Source organism: Propionivibrio sp., assembly GCF_016790145.1.
GTDB lineage: Bacteria > Pseudomonadota > Gammaproteobacteria > Burkholderiales > Rhodocyclaceae > Propionivibrio.
Map to the genome: position 1 here is coordinate 34298 of NZ_JAEUOI010000049.1, position 14705 is coordinate 49002.

Genomic DNA, 14705 nt, shown 5'->3' on the forward strand with positions numbered 1-14705 from the left:
CAGCATGGATAAGATCGGCAAATACGAGCTTGTTCGCGAGCTCGGCCGAGGCGCTACGGCGACGGTTTATCTGGGCAATGACCCGTTCACGCAACGCGAGGTGGCGATCAAGGTCGCCTTCCCGGAAATCCTGAAGAATCCGGTACGCGGCAAACTTTACACCCACCTGTTTCTCAACGAAGCGTCGCTGGTCGGCAAGCTCTTGCACCCGCATATCGTGCAGATCTTCGACGCGGTGGTTGCCGAAGATCTCTGCTATATCGTTATGGAATACGTGCCGGGCGGCACGCTGGAAGACTTTACCAGACCGGACAGCTTGTTGCCCATCGAGCGCGTTGTCGAAATAATTTTCAAGTGCACCCGAGCTCTTGATTTTGCCTACCGCATCGGCATTACGCATCGTGACATCAAGCCGGCCAACATCCTGTTTGCCGGCAGCAACCCGAACTCGGGAGACATCAAAATCTCCGACTTTGGTGCAGCCATTATCGAAAACCCGGAACGTACCCAGGTATCGGGTATCGGCTCACCCGCCTACATGTCGCCGCAACAGGTCAGGGAATTACCGCTCGACCACCAGACCGATATTTATTCGCTCGGCGTGGTGATGTATCAGTTGCTCACCGGCCAACTCCCCTTTCAGGCGAGCACCAACTACAACATCATCTACCAGATCATCAACACCGAGCCCACCAGGCCTTCAAATCTGCGCAGCAAAATTCCTGAAGTGCTGGATACCATTGTTACCCGCGCCATGTGCAAGGATACGCAGCATCGTTACCAGCACTGGGAAGAATTCGCGCACGATCTGGCTCAGGCTTTCCGCAACAAGCAGTTGAAGGCGCCCGCTCGCGATTTTTCCGAATCAGAGAAATTCGACACTCTGCGCGGGCTACCGTTTTTCGGTGACTTCTCCGACGCCGAACTCTGGGAAGTACTGCTTTTTTCGCGCTGGAGCAGCATTGCTCCCGATGAGGCTATCATGCACGACGGAGACTCCGGAGATTTCTTCTGCTTCCTTGCCGAGGGCGAACTTAAAGTCACCAAGCATGGCCGGATTCTTAACCTGCTGACCACCGGCGACTGCTTCGGCGAAATGGCGGTTATCCGCAAAAGGATACAGACCCGCGGTGCGGATGTCGTCGCGCTGACCCAATCCAAAATTCTCACGATCAAGGGTGAGTCCTTGCGGCAAGCGTCAGAGTCCTGCCGTATGCACTTCTACCAATCCTTCCTTGATGTTCTGTCGAGTCGCCTGGAACTCGCCAACGCCCGGCTGGCAGCATTCTAGTCGTCAGTGGCCACAGAAAGGCGGCGAGCTATCCCGCCCCGAGTCATCAGGGCGCTGGTAGGTCGTGCGAACCAGGCCGGTGCTGGCGTCGAACATGACATCGAAAAAGGCCAGACGGCTCCCGCCGTCGCAGAAACGCCATTCCCAGGCGAGTTCGTTGCTCAACCGGTAATACTGCGTCCGCAGTGGCGCTGAGGGCCCGAGCAGACGCAGCACGGACGATTTATCACTCTTGCCGGGTTCGATGCGCGCAAAGTGCGCCATGTCCAGAACACCCTCGATCCGTTCCAGCCGGCCATCCTTCCCAATGAACACCATGAAGGTCTGACTACCGGCCGGACCGCGCGGATAGGCCAGTTGCTCGCGCCCATCGTCGTCTTTCCAGCGCATTGCCGGCTCACCCATCGAGGCCATGACCTCGGGCAACGTCGCTACGCCCGGTTTCAGGTTGCTGCCGCTATAACCGGCACAGGCCGAAAGAAGCACCGTAATCGCGAGAGCCACCACGCGGCCCAAAACTGATAAACCATTCTGCATACCGCCTCCAGGCTTTGAAAAGCATGGCCTATTTTCACACAAGTACCCATCTTGCGAGCCCTCATCAACGCATAAGCAAGCGTTCATTCAACTCCGCTCATGGTGCCGCAGTTCATGCGCCCGGCACATTGTTCCCCTTTGGAAATTGACGCGCATATGATAAATTAGCAATTGCTAATTTATCAAACAAAGGAGCGGTCATGAGCAAGTCTTTCACCACGATCACCAGTGACGTCGCCAAGACACTGGGTACCTTGCGCAAGGAAATCCCTGAAACGATGCAGGGTTTCAATGCCCTGTCCAAGGCGGCACTGGCGTCCGGCGCGCTTTCCGCTCTCGACAAGGAACTGATTGCCCTGGCCATCGGTGTTGCCAGCCGCTGCGACGCCTGTATCGGTTTCCACGTCAAGGCGCTGATCCGCCTGGGCGTCAGCCGCGAGCAATTGATGGAAACGCTGGGCGTTTGCACTTACATGGGTGGCGGTCCGTCGCTCATGTACGCTGCCGAGGCGGTACGTGCCTACGAGGAATTCACCGTCGGCAAAACGACATAGCGAAGCATCAGGCCGACAGGAAGATGGTTTTCCCGGATCCGCTATCCACGCATTGATCGTGCTTGTCAGCGGCGCCACGCTGGACGCGATGGGAAAACCGGTCAAGGCGCGGACTGACGATCAGTCCGGTACGGCGATGCCTTCGAGCAACTTTTGCAGTTCGCCGCTCTGATACATCTCGCGCATGATGTCGCAGCCGCCGACGAATTCGCCGCGAATGTAGACTTGTGGAACCGTCGGCCAATTGGAGAATACCTTGACTCCGTCGCGAATCGCCTGATCCTCGAGTACATTGACGCTGAAGAAAAGCGGCAGATTGCAAGCTTGCAGAATCTGCACGACCGTAGCCGAAAAACCACACATCGGCGCCTTCGGCGTTCCCTTCATGTAAAGCACCACCGGGTTGCTGGTGACCTGTTCCTTGATCAGTTGCTGCACGTCCATTGAAAACCTCTTTAGGGTTGGATGAAGAAAATCATTGATCAGCGTATCGGGTGGCGCCCGCCACTGACTCGTTCTATCGCTGCACCATCACGCCAGGAAGCGGGATCGGCAAAACCCGCCGCACGCAGCAGATTCCGTACTTCGACCGCCTGATCGTAGCCGTGTTCAATCAATAGCCAGGCGCCGGGCAACAAATGCTTGCGCGCGCCCTGAATCAGGGTGCGAATGCACGCCATCCCGTCACCCCCGGGAACCCCGTCGCTCAGCGCATCCTGCGGCTCGAACGGCAATCCGTTCTGCTGCAAGTGCGGATCGCCATCGGCGACATAGGGCGGATTGGAGACAATCAGGTCAAAGCGCTGCGCCGCAAGCGGATCGAACCAGTTCCCTTCAAGGAAGCGTATATCCACACGGTGCCGCCGTGCATTGACGCGAGCACATTCGAGCGCTGCTGCAGACACCTCAACTGCGCTTACTGCGGCCGAAGGGCAGAGCCGTGCCAGCAGGATGGCGATAATGCCTGATCCGGTGCCGAGATCGACAATGCGTGGCGCGGCAAAGGCCTGTGCCCGCTTCAGCGCCTCATCGACAAGGACTTCCGTGTCCGGCCTTGGAATCAGCACGGCCGGGGAGACGGTAAATTCAAGCCCCTTGAAAAAGGCGCTGCCCAGCAGATAAGCGAGCGGTTCGCCGGCCTCACGACGCACAAGCAAATCAGCGAACTGCGCGGCCTGCGCAGTCGACAGCTCACGTTCAGGATGCGCAATCAGGTCGGCATGCGTGCAGGCACCGACATGTTCCAGCAGCCGCCTGGCATCCCGCCGGTCGATGCGCTGGCTGGCCCGGCGCCAGGCTGCGCCGATCTGCTCCGTCCCGCCCATCCGCTTACTCCGGGTCCGCCAGGGCAGCGAGTTGTTCGGCCTGATGTTCGTTGGCCAGCGCACCGACCAGTTCGTCGAGATCGCCGTCCATGATCGAGTCGATCTTGTACAGCGTCAGATTGATGCGATGGTCGGTCACCCGCCCCTGCGGAAAATTGTAGGTACGGATTCGTTCTGAGCGATCGCCGCTGCCGATCAAACTCTTGCGTGTCGAAGCAATTTTTGCGTTCTGCTCGCGCTGCTGCGCGTCCCTGATGCGCGCCACCAGAACCGACATCGCTTGCGCCTTATTCTTGTGCTGCGAACGTCCGTCCTGGCATTCAACGACGATGCCGGTCGGCAGATGGACGATGCGTACCGCCGAATCGGTCTTGTTGATATGCTGCCCACCGGCGCCCGAAGCGCGGAAGGTATCGATACGGATTTCCGCCGGGTTGATGTGCACGTCTTCCAGCTCGTCGGCCTCCGGCATCACGGCGACGGTACACGCCGAGGTGTGGATGCGACCCTGTGCTTCGGTTTCCGGCACGCGCTGCACACGGTGCCCGCCCGACTCGAACTTGAGCTTTGCATACACTCCGTTGCCGACAATGCGAGCGATCACTTCCTTGTAGCCGCCGACTTCCGATTCATTCGCCGAAACCACCTCGACCTGCCAGCGCTGCCGCTCGGCAAAGCGCGTATACATGCGGAACAGATTGCCGGCGAACAGCGCCGACTCGTCGCCGCCGGTTCCGGCACGTATTTCGAGAAACACATTGCGCTCGTCGTCGATATCCTTCGGCAAAAGACGCTTCTGCAACTCGATCTCGATCCCGGGCAGACGCTCCCTGGCCGCTTTCATCTCCGCTTCGGCCAGCTCCTTCATTTCCGGATCGGCCATCATTTCAAGGGCCGACTGCAGGTCGGCCTCGGTCAGACACCAGGTCTGGTAGAGCGCGACCACCGGGCCCAGCTCGGCGTGTTCGCGCGTCAGCTTGCGGTACTGATCCATGTCGCGAGTCGCCTCACCGCTGGCCAGAATGCGATCCAGTTCGTCCAGGCGTCCGGCAAGATTCTCAAGTTTGTCGCGAATGCTTTGTTTCATGGGGAAGGCAACACGATTGATCTACTCGCCGGAGTGGGCGTCGGGATGAAGGTGAAACAAGCGTGTTGCCAGCGCCTGCAATTCGCTGCGGTCGCCCTCGGCCTGATTCAGGGCCTGCGTCGGCGAATGCAGGAACTTGTTGGTCAGCCGGTGCGACAATTGATCAAGCACGCTCGCCGGATCTTCTCCCTTGGCCAGCAGCTTGAGCGCATGCTCCATTTCGTGGCGACGGGTGCGTTCGGCGGTATCGCGCAGCGAACGGATCACCGGCACCGTTTCGCGCGTTTGCAGCCAGAGCAGAAAGCGGTCGACGCGCGCGGCCACGATCGCCTCGGCATCGAGCACCGCCGACTGTCTCGATTCCAGTCCGGACTCGACGACCTGGGCGAGATCATCGACGGTATAAAGAAAAACATCGTCCAGTTCGCCGACTTCGACTTCAACGTCGCGCGGCACGGCCAGATCGACCATGAAGATCGGGCGGTGACGGCGTGCCCGTATCGCCCGCTCGACCAGCCCCAGGCCGATGATCGGCAACTGGCTGGCAGTGCAGGAAACGACGATATCGAATTCGGCCAGGCGCTCGCCGACCTCTTCCAGACGGATCGCCGTCGCGCCGAAACGATCGGCCAGGCCGCGGCCGCGATCAATCGTCCGGTTGGCGATAACGATCTGTTTCGGCTTCTGTGCAGCAAAGTGGGTGGCGCACAGTTCGATCATCTCGCCGGCACCGATAAACAACACGCGCTGCCCGGCAATATGCTCGAAGATACGCTCCGCCAGTCGCACCGCCGCAGCGGCCATGGACACGATGTTGGTGCCGATGGCGGTTGTCGAACGCACATCCTTGGCCACCGCGAAAGAGTTCTGGAACAGCTTGTTCAAGGTCGCGCCGAGCGTTCCCGCTTCCCTGGCAATACGCACCGCTTCCTTCATCTGGCCAAGAATCTGCGGCTCTCCGAGCACCATCGAATCGAGCCCGCTGGCAACGCGAAAGACGTGGCGCACCGCTTCGCGATCCGGGTGGGTATAGAGATAAGGCTCGAGCGCATGGTGCGGCACGCTGCGGTAGTGCTCGAGCCACTGGAGGGCACCCTGCGGCGCTTCGGCCTGGCAGTAAAGCTCGGTCCGGTTGCAGGTCGACAAAATCGCCGCCTCATGCACCCGTCCGCCGCTCGCCAGGTCGGTCAGCGCCCGGCGCAACTCCTCGGCATGGAAACCCACCTGCTCGCGCACTGCGAGCGGCGCCATGCGGTGATTGATGCCGAGAGTAAAAAGAGCCATGAAATGTGCAGGTCAGGAGTTTTCCGTTCAGCCCGGAGAGTGCCGAAGTCAGCAGGCGATTATAGCACCCGGCCCTCTACCGCCCAGGATGACGCCGATCAGAGCAGGTTCGTCGGGCTATCCCGAAGCAAATCAACCTGGGGCGCAGCCTTGCGGCCTGTAAGCCGGCCTGAAATCTGGCTGTAAGCCTCGTTTACGTGAGATCTGCAGCAATGCAGGCTGGTCAGCCAATAAATACGCCACTCAACAAGATGCCAGGCTGTAGATCGTCTATCTATCCGACCTCAGGCGCTCGTCAATCAGTTCGATCCAGTGCCGAACAGGCGTCGCCGTACCGCTCTGCAATTGTGTCTGGCAGCCAATGTTGGCGGTAACGAAGATGTCCGGCGAACCGGCGTAGAGCGCCGCCAGCTTGTTGTCGCGCAGTTGCCTGGAGAGTTCGGGCTGGGTGAATGAGTACGTTCCCGCCGAACCGCAGCACAGCTGCGGATCGGCGACCGGTGACAACTCATAGCCGGCGGCGGCCAGCAAGGACTCGACGAGACCACGGATTTTCAGCCCATGCTGCAATGTACAGGGCGAGTGAAAAGCGACCCGCCGACGGATGCCGACGCCGGCCCTGCTCAACAATTCGCCCAGCCTTTCCTGCTCGGCTACAAGTACTTCCGATACGTCACGCGCCAGCGCAGAAACACGTTCTGCCTTCTTCGCGTAAGCCGGGTCGTGCTGCAACAGCTTGCCGTATTCGCGGACCTGCAGACCACAGCCCGAGGCCGTGATCACGATGGCTTCGACGCCTCCGGTTTGTTGCGGTTCGATATGCGGCCACCAGGCATCGATCAAGCGGCGCATATCGTCCAGCGCCGCTTCCGGCGCGTTGCTGTGGTAGCGCAGTGCTCCGCAACAAGCGGCACGGGGCGGAGCGAACAGTTCAATGCCGAGCTTGTCGAAAATCCGTACGGCGGCGGCATGGGTGTTTGGCGTCAGCGAGTGCTGTCCGCAACTGATGAGCGCAATCATGTGCCGTTGCAGCGCAACGGACGGCCTGTCCGGCAACGCCGTACCTGCACCGGCGGACGGCATCGGCAGCTTGTCGGCGAGCACAGCGGGCATCAGTGCACGCATCGATTGGCCGATGTTGATCGCCGTCTTTAAAACGCCGGGACGCGTTATTGTCTCGCGCAGCAGATAACGGGTGACCTTTTCCGCGACAGGACGTGCGACGCGTTGCTCAATGACTTCGCGTCCGATATCGAGCAAGCGGTGATAGTTCACTCCCGATGGACAGGTTGTTTCGCACGAGCGACAGCTCAGGCAGCGATCGAGGTGCACTTGCGTGCGGCGGGTGACCGGGTGGCCTTCAAGCATCTGTTTGATCAGATAGATTCGACCGCGCGGCCCGTCCAGTTCGTCACCCAGCAATTGATAGGTCGGACAGGTGGCGTTACAGAACCCGCAGTGCACGCAACTGCGCAAAATGGCGTCGGCTTCCTTGCCTTCGGGCGTGTCCTTGATGAAACCGGCGAGATTGGTTTGCATGATCAGTAGAGGCTCATAAATCGGGATACAGGCGACCGAGGTTGAACACCCCCAGGGGATCGAAAGCGAGTTTCAGATTGTGGTGAATGCGCCCCAGCGGTGCGGCAAGCGGCTGAAAGACACCGAGTGCCGCCTTCTGCGCCGCGTCCGCCCGAAACAGGGTAGCATGGCCGCCGGATTGCTCTGCGGCTATACGAATCGACTGATCGGCTGGCGTACCCAGTCCACGCAGCCAGCGCTGCGCGCCGCCCCATTCGACGAGTTGCTCGCCGGGCAACGCCAGTACTGCGCTTGTTGCAGGCACGGCAAGCCGCCACAGCGGCGCATCGCCGGCAAAGAAGGGATGGCTCTGCTCACGCAAGCCGAGCCAGAACGCCGTCGACTCCTCAGGTGTGACGCGCTGACCGCCAAGTTTCGCCGTTGCCGCGCTGACCGCCGCTGCGGCACCCGAGAGGCGGACATGCAGACTGTTCGCGGCCCAGGCCGATGCCGAAATGGGCAGCGGCTGCCCGCCCCACTGGTTAAGCAAATTGAGTGACTTCTCCTGATCCAGATCGAAACGCAAGGTCTGCTCAGCCAACGCAACCGGCATCACCTTGAGCGATACTTCAACAATCAGGCCAAGCGTGCCCAGACTTCCGGCCAGCAGTCGCGAAACATCGTAACCGGCAACATTCTTCATCACCTGCCCGCCAAAGTTGAGCAATTCGCCCTGGCCGTTGATCATCTTCACGCCGAGCACAAAGTCGCGCACGGCTCCGGCCTGCACTCGGCGTGGGCCACTCAGCCCGGCGGCGACACAGCCACCGAGCGTCGCCCCCGGGTCAAAATGCGGCGGCTCGAAGGCCAGCGACTGAGCATTTTCAGCCAGTGTCGCTTCCATTTCGGCGAGTGGAGTACCACAGCGCGCCGTAACGACCAGCTCGCTCGGCGCGTAAGCCACGATGCCTGAGTGCTCGCGTGTATCGAGCAGCTCACCGACCAGCGACTGGCCATAAAAATCCTTGCTGCCGCCGCCGCGCAGACGAATTGCCGTCTTCTCGGCCGCCGCCGCCCGCACGCGCCCGGTCCAGCGCTCAAGGCAGGAATTGGCTTTCTCGCCCATCAATACCTCGTCGCCGCGTTGACTGACGCGTTGTCTGCACCATCGGCGGCACTGCGGGTCAGGCGGTATTCGCGACAGCGCGCAGCCGTTGGAATCACCTTGCCCGGATTGAGCAGGCCCTCGGGGTCGAAAGCGCGCTTCAGGGCATGGAAAAGCGCCAGTTCAGCCGGCGTGAACTGGGCACACATCTGGACGATTTTCTTGATGCCAACGCCATGCTCGCCGGTAATCGTACCGCCCAGCTTGACCGACAACTCCAGTATCTCGCCGCCAAAAGCCGTCGCCAGGTCGAGTTGCCCCGGCACATTGGCGTCGTACATGATCAGCGGATGCAGATTGCCGTCGCCGGCGTGAAAAACGTTGGCGCAACGCAAGCCGTAACGCTCCTCCATGCCGGCGATGGCGATCAGCATCCGCGCCAGATTCTTGCGCGGGATGGTGCCGTCCATGCACAGATAGTCCGGCGTTATACGTCCGACTGCCGGGAAAGCGGCTTTGCGCCCGGCCCAGAACATCAGACGTTCGGCCTCGTTCTGCGAAACGCGAATTCCGGATGCGCCGCTTTGCCTGAGCACTGCCGTCATGCGCGCCATTTCCTCGGCCACCTCTTCCGGCGTACCGTCCGACTCGCAGAGCAGTATGGCCTCGGCGTTCAGGTCATAACCGGCCTTGACGTAGGGCTCGACGGCGTGGATGGCCTTCCTGTCCATCATTTCGAGGCCGGCCGGAATGATGCCGGCCGCGATGATGCTGGCCACCGCGTCACCGGCCTTGGTGACATCATCGAACGAAGCCAGAACCACCTGCGCCAGTTCCGGCTTCGCTGTAAGCCTGACCGTGACTTCGGTGATCAACGCCAGCATGCCCTCGGAGCCGTTCATCAGCGCCAGCAGGTCGTAGCCGGGCGCATCGAGCGCCGCATTGCCGAATTCGACAATTTCTCCTTCAATGGTCAGTCCGCGAACGCGCAGCACATTGTGCACGGTCAAGCCGTATTTCAGGCAATGCACACCGCCCGAATTTTCGGACACATTGCCGCCGATGGTGCACGCAATCTGCGAGGAAGGGTCCGGTGCGTAATACAGCCCGTGCTCGGCAGCGGCCTCGGAAACAGCCAGATTGCGTACGCCAGGCTGAACGATGGCGGTTCGCGCCAGGGCATCAAGCTTGACGATTTTCTTCAGCTTGGCCAGCGACAACACAACCCCGTCGCGATGCGGCATGGCGCCACCAGACAAGCCGGTAGCCGCGCCACGGGGAATGACGGGCACTTTAAGCGCACTGCAAATTTTGAGGATGGCTTGTGCCTGCGCCTCGTTTTCGGGCAAAACAACGATCAATGGCAACTGGCGGTAAGCCATCAGTCCGTCGCACTCGTAAGGGCGCAAGTCCTCCTCGTCAACCAGCAGGCTCAGCGCTGGCAAAACCTCGCGCAATTGTGCCAACAAACGCTGTTTTTCAACAGCAAATCGCGGCACGGTAAAGGCACTGTCAGTGCTCATGCGGCATCCTCAATCGCTAAAACAGACGCTTGTGTGAAGGCGCCCTCACGGCAACTTTCGCTCGTCGTATATAGCGAATATCAGCGAAGCCATCGGAACTTGGATTACGAGTAAACAATAAGAATGCATCGCTGGTGAAAGGTTCCCGGAGTTTGTCGCATTTTGGCGGTTTGTTCTCCGTTACCTAATTCACCGGCTGGAAGCAACCCTGACTGGCAGTCACTGTGAGACGGGCGTCTTGGGTAAGCACATCCTCACTTCTGCGGGAGTTTTGAGTTGAGGCCGCTTGTTCAGGGCTCACATGTCGTGCTGTTTCATGTTGATTGGCTACCCGGCCATCCTGTTGCCGCGTCCGGCTAAAGACCGAAGATCCCCTTGATTACACCCCCGACACCCATGCCGGGTATTTCCTGCGACGGTGAGGCATCCTGGCTCCTGCCCGAAGAGCGGCGCCCACCGCCCTGCTCGTCCATGCCAAGGACGGTCATGCCGGTCGACTTGATGCGCACGCGCACGGCCCATTCGGGATCCCAGGGCGCTTTCGGATTGGCCGGGCGCGGCGGATGCGCGAGATCGAGTTCCGGCCCGTAGGCGATCATGCGCACCATGGCGCCCTCGACGGCGCCGAAGATGCCGGCTGGAATGGCGCAATTCTGAATGTTCGGCGCCAGCACGACCTTCTCGCCGATCAGCTTCCTGACTTGCGCCGGCGGCAGATAGTCGATCAGGCCCCAGCCCGGATCGGGCTGTTCGCTGGAGCTCCAGATGATCATTTCCTCCTCGCCGCGAGCGCCCGTCGCGGAAAGGAAGTAGCCCTGCGCCGCATTGATCGATTGCCAGCTGACGGTGACCGAAGCCTTGGGGTCGCCGCTCGTGCTCATCCTGATTCTGGGCATGAAGTCATAGGCATCGCGCAAGCTGAAGCGCAGCCCTGCCGGAACGCCTTCGCCGCTGACCGCGTGATCGCCCTCGAGCGACGCGCCGTTCGGCACGCGCTGACGGTCGCGCTCGTTCGGCCAGACCGACCGCCCCGGAACGGCCTTGGCACCGCGGTCGGGAGCGAAGCGGCCGGTCATGAAGCGCGACCATTCATCGGCGCTGGATCTGGAGAAATCAACCACCCGTGGCTGGCCGGGACGTACCTTGTCGCTGCAGCCCCAGTAAAACACCAGTTTGCCTTTCGGCTTTTCCGCGCTGCCTTCACGCTCTCCAGCGGAGCGCCCGCCGGCGACCGGAATCAAGGGCAGGCTGTTGCCCATGCGCAAGCCAGGCGGAATGGCGTGCGTGCCCTCAGTGCCACTGGCCTTCAGGCGGGTGTAGAGCGCCGTGTCCAGCCATTGCCCCGGCGCCCCACCACCCATTTTGGTAGCGCCGAACATGCCACCGAACATGGCGCCCTCACCGGACTCCATATCGCCCATGCCGGGAATCGACATGCTGTTGGTGGCAACATCCATCCAGAACTGGGCGACGGGTGCTTTCGTCTGCGCCAGCGCAGCAAGGGGGGGAAGGGCCAGAACGGTTGCCAGGGCGGCGGCGATGCGAGTAGACATGATTGCCTCATTCAACAGGAAAGGGAATCCAGTATAAATCATGATGCCCAGGCCACGCTTGCGCAAACCGATCGGCGTGATTTCGGGCGGCGCCGGAATTAAACGCGATAGAATCGACCCGTCGACGGTCACTCTGGAGCGCACGCACTCCTGTTTGCGGACCGCTTCGCACCGTGTTCAAACCACCCTGGGGAAATTTCATGAGAGTCCTGCACACCATGATCCGCGTCGGCAACCTTGAACGTTCGCTGGCTTTCTACACCGAAGTACTTGGCATGCGCCTGCTGCGCCGCCAGGATTACCTCGAGGGTCGCTTTACGCTGGCCTTTGTCGGCTATTGTGAGGAAAGCGAGGGCGCGGTTCTCGAACTCACGCACAACTGGGATACGGTATCCTACGAGCTGGGCAATGCCTTCGGCCACGTGGCGTTGGCCGTCGACGATGCCTACGCGGCGTGTGCGCAGATCAAGGCCAGGGGCGGCAAGGTCACGCGCGAGGCGGGGCCGATGAAGCACGGCAGCACGGTCATCGCCTTCGTCGAAGACCCGGACGGCTACAAGATCGAACTGATCCAGAAAAAAATGACGCACTGAGCGCATGGCCTTCCCGTCCTTCTTTTCCGAAGTCCTGCCCATTGTCATGCATGACCGGCTGGCCCAGTTTCTCGGCGCCGCCGATGGCGGCATCATCGAATATCGCTATGCCGATGCGGTCAAACTCGCCGGACATTCCTGCCCGACGGTGGCCGGCGCCTACCTGCTTTGCAGCCGCGTACTGGCTGCCCTGTACCCGGACGAACTGCCTGAGCGGGGTGAGATTCAGGTCGACTTCCGTGCTGCTCAGGACGCCGGCGGCGTCGGCGTAACCGCCACCGTCGTCGGCTTGATTACCGGTGCAGCCGGCATCGGCGGCTTCCAGGGTATCGCCGGACATTTCTCGCGCCGCCACCTGCTCGGCTTCGAGGAACTCGATCAGCCGGGCGAGATCCGCTTCACGCGCCGGGACAATGGCCAGAGCCTCAGCGCCACGCTGCATCTCGAGCTGGTCGCCCCCGACCCGCGCAGCGGACCGCTGCTGCAACGCCTGCTGGCCGGCGAACGCGATCCGCTGGTCGGCGAAGTCTTTGCCACCCTGTGGCAGGATCGCGTGCGGCGGATTCTCGTCGATCACTTCGACGACCCGCATCTGCTCAGTATCGCCTGATGACGATGAGCAGTCGGTCCCTGCGAGAAAAGTTAAAAGTCAAACGAGTGCATCCGTTCTGTTGTCGCAAGCTGCCCGCCCTGAATCTGTATTGTTTCCTGTCGTGAAGCATCCCGAGAGCAATTTGAAGCAGACCCTGACAACCGACCCGACTCCCCACCCCCATGCTGAACAACGCCCCCACACCATCCCCCGACACCGACGCCCTGCGCAAAAGCTACGACGAGTTGCCCTACGATAACCTGCCGCGCTACACCACCCACCCCGACTGCCTGGCGACCGCCGCGCGCCTGCGCGGTCTCGAGGTGCCGTCGGTGGCCACGGCGCGGGTGCTCGAACTGGGATGCTCGACAGGAGTCAACCTGATCGCCCTGGCCGTCGCCATCCCCGGCGGACGCTACACGGGCATCGACCTGTCCACCGCCCACATCGACTCGGCAGTGTCGCTCGCCAAAACCCTGGGACTCGAGCAGGTGAATTTCGCGGCGGCCGACCTGCGCTCGCTCGCCGGGACGCTGGGCGAGTTCGACTACATCGTCTGCCACGGCGTCTATTCGCACGTACCGGCCGACGTGCAGGAGGCCATCCTTTCAATCTGTGCCCACAGCCTGGCGCCCAATGGTGTCGCCTGCATAAGCTACAACACCTATCCCGGCTGGTACCTGCGCGGCATGATTCGCGACCTGTTGCGCTGGCACGTTCGCGACACGCCCGAACTGGCGCAGCAGGTCGCCCGGGCGCGGGAGTTCATGCAGGTGCTCGCACGCCAGGCCCAACCCCCCGGTGGCTGGTATGCCGGAGCGCTTGGCGACGAGGCACGCATTCTGGCGGACTCGCTGGACAGCTATATCGCCCATGAGCACCTGGATCCGGTCAACGAGCCGCTCTATCTGATTGAGTTCGTCGCCCGGGCGCGGCAACACGGCCTTGAGTACCTGGGCGAAGCGCTTCCTGAGCCCCAGCTCTGCGATCTGCCGGGCGATCTCGGAGCGGCGTTGGCAGGACTCGCCGACGACCCACTGGCACAGGGCCAGTACCTGGATTGCTTCCTAGGGCGCGCCTTTCACCGCACCTTACTTTGCCGTGCCGACGCTGCGCCGCGTGAGCGCACTCCGCTGGAAACCGTTCAGTCTTTGCTGGCACGTGCGCGCGCCACGCCGGTTTCGGAGCAGCCGCGGGTAAGGGAAATCGTAGTGGAGAACTTTCGCACGGCAGACGGGTACGCCGCCTCCAGCACCGATCCGCTGATCAAGGCCATGCTCGTTGCCCTGCGACGACGGGCACCGGGCATGCTGAGCTTTGCCGCGTTACAGAACGAAGTTCGGGAGATGCTTGCGGGCGCCTGGCCGGCGTGCTATCGCGAAGACGACCCGGTGCCGCTGGCGGAGGCGCTGCTCAGGCTCCATCGCGGCAGCCTGCTGAGCTTGCACACGCTGGACATCGCGTTTGCTACCGAGGCCGGCACGACGCCGCGTGCAAGCCCCCTCGCCCGCGAGCAGGCGCGAACAGGCGCGCGGGTGACCAGCCTGCGGCACGACACCATCGAACTTGACGCGACGCAGCGGGAGTTACTATGCCTGCTGGACGGCACACAGGACCGCCGTGAGCTGCTGGCGCGATGCCCGTGGCTGAGTGCGGAGTTGCTGGAAAAGACGCTTGGCCATATGGCCCGGCATGCCTTGCTGAAACAATGACCCGCGGTGCGAAGCGCCAGGGCGCGCCGGG

The 14705-nt window shown here is 61.5% G+C and carries 14 protein-coding genes; 5 read left to right on the forward strand and 9 right to left on the reverse strand.

Annotated elements, in window-relative coordinates:
* Window positions 1–4 precede the first annotated feature (4 nt).
* Window positions 5–1291 carry a serine/threonine-protein kinase gene (locus tag JNM42_RS05010; RefSeq protein WP_294267131.1) on the forward strand — a complete coding sequence of 429 codons (1287 nt, stop codon included), beginning with the start codon at window positions 5–7 and terminating at the stop codon, window positions 1289–1291.
* 3 nt (window positions 1292–1294) lie between these two features.
* Here the strand turns inward: JNM42_RS05010 and JNM42_RS05015 are convergent, their stop codons facing one another.
* On the reverse strand, window positions 1295–1828 hold the full coding sequence (locus tag JNM42_RS05015; protein WP_294267134.1) for a hypothetical protein: 534 nt from the start codon (window positions 1826–1828) through the stop codon (window positions 1295–1297).
* 200 nt (window positions 1829–2028) lie between these two features.
* Here JNM42_RS05015 and JNM42_RS05020 point away from each other — a divergent pair, with 200 nt between their 5' ends.
* Entirely contained in the window at window positions 2029–2382 is a 354-nt protein-coding gene (locus JNM42_RS05020) for a carboxymuconolactone decarboxylase family protein (protein WP_294267136.1), read from the forward strand.
* 120 nt (window positions 2383–2502) lie between these two features.
* On the opposite strand, the gene grxD is transcribed toward JNM42_RS05020, so the two are convergent.
* The 8 genes from grxD to JNM42_RS05060 form a co-directional block, all read right to left on the reverse strand.
* Window positions 2503–2826, reverse strand: a complete 324-nt coding sequence (gene grxD / locus JNM42_RS05025; RefSeq protein WP_294267138.1) for a Grx4 family monothiol glutaredoxin — start codon at window positions 2824–2826, stop codon at window positions 2503–2505.
* 38 nt (window positions 2827–2864) lie between these two features.
* A complete protein-coding gene (gene prmC / locus JNM42_RS05030) occupies window positions 2865–3707 on the reverse strand; it encodes a peptide chain release factor N(5)-glutamine methyltransferase (RefSeq protein ID WP_294267141.1) in 843 nt (280 codons plus the stop codon).
* A 4-nt stretch (window positions 3708–3711) separates the two neighbouring features.
* Window positions 3712–4794: a peptide chain release factor 1 gene (gene prfA / locus JNM42_RS05035; RefSeq protein WP_294267143.1), complete on the reverse strand. Its 1083-nt coding sequence runs from the start codon at window positions 4792–4794 to the stop codon at window positions 3712–3714.
* A 21-nt stretch (window positions 4795–4815) separates the two neighbouring features.
* Window positions 4816–6078, reverse strand: a complete 1263-nt coding sequence (hemA, locus tag JNM42_RS05040) for a glutamyl-tRNA reductase (RefSeq protein WP_294267145.1) — start codon at window positions 6076–6078, stop codon at window positions 4816–4818.
* 270 nt (window positions 6079–6348) lie between these two features.
* Window positions 6349–7617, reverse strand: a complete 1269-nt coding sequence (gene glcF / locus JNM42_RS05045) for a glycolate oxidase subunit GlcF (RefSeq protein ID WP_294267147.1) — start codon at window positions 7615–7617, stop codon at window positions 6349–6351.
* Window positions 7618–7630: 13 nt separating this feature from the next.
* The gene (glcE, locus tag JNM42_RS05050; protein ID WP_294267149.1) at window positions 7631–8722 is read right to left on the reverse strand and encodes a glycolate oxidase subunit GlcE; all 1092 of its coding nucleotides are present in this window, start codon (window positions 8720–8722) and stop codon (window positions 7631–7633) included.
* Window positions 8722–10224 (reverse strand): FAD-linked oxidase C-terminal domain-containing protein, encoded by a 1503-nt coding sequence (locus JNM42_RS05055; protein ID WP_294267151.1) that lies wholly within the window; start codon window positions 10222–10224, stop codon window positions 8722–8724. The genes glcE and JNM42_RS05055 overlap by 1 nt, the downstream gene beginning before the upstream one ends.
* A 356-nt stretch (window positions 10225–10580) precedes the next feature.
* Window positions 10581–11777 carry a hypothetical protein gene (locus JNM42_RS05060; RefSeq protein ID WP_294267153.1) on the reverse strand — a complete coding sequence of 399 codons (1197 nt, stop codon included), beginning with the start codon at window positions 11775–11777 and terminating at the stop codon, window positions 10581–10583.
* A gap of 200 nt (window positions 11778–11977) precedes the next feature.
* Between JNM42_RS05060 and gloA the strand changes: the two genes are divergently transcribed.
* The 3 genes from gloA to JNM42_RS05075 all read left to right on the forward strand — a co-directional run bounded on the left by gloA (window position 11978) and on the right by JNM42_RS05075 (window position 14674).
* The gene (gloA, locus tag JNM42_RS05065; protein WP_294267156.1) at window positions 11978–12370 is read left to right on the forward strand and encodes a lactoylglutathione lyase; all 393 of its coding nucleotides are present in this window, start codon (window positions 11978–11980) and stop codon (window positions 12368–12370) included.
* A 4-nt stretch (window positions 12371–12374) separates the two neighbouring features.
* Window positions 12375–12980: a hypothetical protein gene (locus JNM42_RS05070; RefSeq protein ID WP_294267159.1), complete on the forward strand. Its 606-nt coding sequence runs from the start codon at window positions 12375–12377 to the stop codon at window positions 12978–12980.
* Window positions 12981–13144: 164 nt separating this feature from the next.
* On the forward strand, window positions 13145–14674 hold the full coding sequence (locus tag JNM42_RS05075; RefSeq protein WP_294267162.1) for a class I SAM-dependent methyltransferase: 1530 nt from the start codon (window positions 13145–13147) through the stop codon (window positions 14672–14674).
* Window positions 14675–14705: the final 31 nt, after the last annotated feature.

Coding starts and splice junctions, on each gene's coding strand:
- JNM42_RS05010 (WP_294267131.1), top strand. CDS start 5: ATGGATAAGATCGGCAAATACGAGCTTGTTCGCGAGCTCGGCCGAGGC.
- JNM42_RS05015 (WP_294267134.1), bottom strand. CDS start 1,828: ATGCAGAATGGTTTATCAGTTTTGGGCCGCGTGGTGGCTCTCGCGATT.
- JNM42_RS05020 (WP_294267136.1), top strand. CDS start 2,029: ATGAGCAAGTCTTTCACCACGATCACCAGTGACGTCGCCAAGACACTG.
- grxD (WP_294267138.1), bottom strand. CDS start 2,826: ATGGACGTGCAGCAACTGATCAAGGAACAGGTCACCAGCAACCCGGTG.
- prmC (WP_294267141.1), bottom strand. CDS start 3,707: ATGGGCGGGACGGAGCAGATCGGCGCAGCCTGGCGCCGGGCCAGCCAG.
- prfA (WP_294267143.1), bottom strand. CDS start 4,794: ATGAAACAAAGCATTCGCGACAAACTTGAGAATCTTGCCGGACGCCTG.
- hemA (WP_294267145.1), bottom strand. CDS start 6,078: ATGGCTCTTTTTACTCTCGGCATCAATCACCGCATGGCGCCGCTCGCA.
- glcF (WP_294267147.1), bottom strand. CDS start 7,617: ATGCAAACCAATCTCGCCGGTTTCATCAAGGACACGCCCGAAGGCAAG.
- glcE (WP_294267149.1), bottom strand. CDS start 8,722: ATGGGCGAGAAAGCCAATTCCTGCCTTGAGCGCTGGACCGGGCGCGTG.
- JNM42_RS05055 (WP_294267151.1), bottom strand. CDS start 10,224: ATGAGCACTGACAGTGCCTTTACCGTGCCGCGATTTGCTGTTGAAAAA.
- JNM42_RS05060 (WP_294267153.1), bottom strand. CDS start 11,777: ATGTCTACTCGCATCGCCGCCGCCCTGGCAACCGTTCTGGCCCTTCCC.
- gloA (WP_294267156.1), top strand. CDS start 11,978: ATGAGAGTCCTGCACACCATGATCCGCGTCGGCAACCTTGAACGTTCG.
- JNM42_RS05070 (WP_294267159.1), top strand. CDS start 12,375: ATGGCCTTCCCGTCCTTCTTTTCCGAAGTCCTGCCCATTGTCATGCAT.
- JNM42_RS05075 (WP_294267162.1), top strand. CDS start 13,145: ATGCTGAACAACGCCCCCACACCATCCCCCGACACCGACGCCCTGCGC.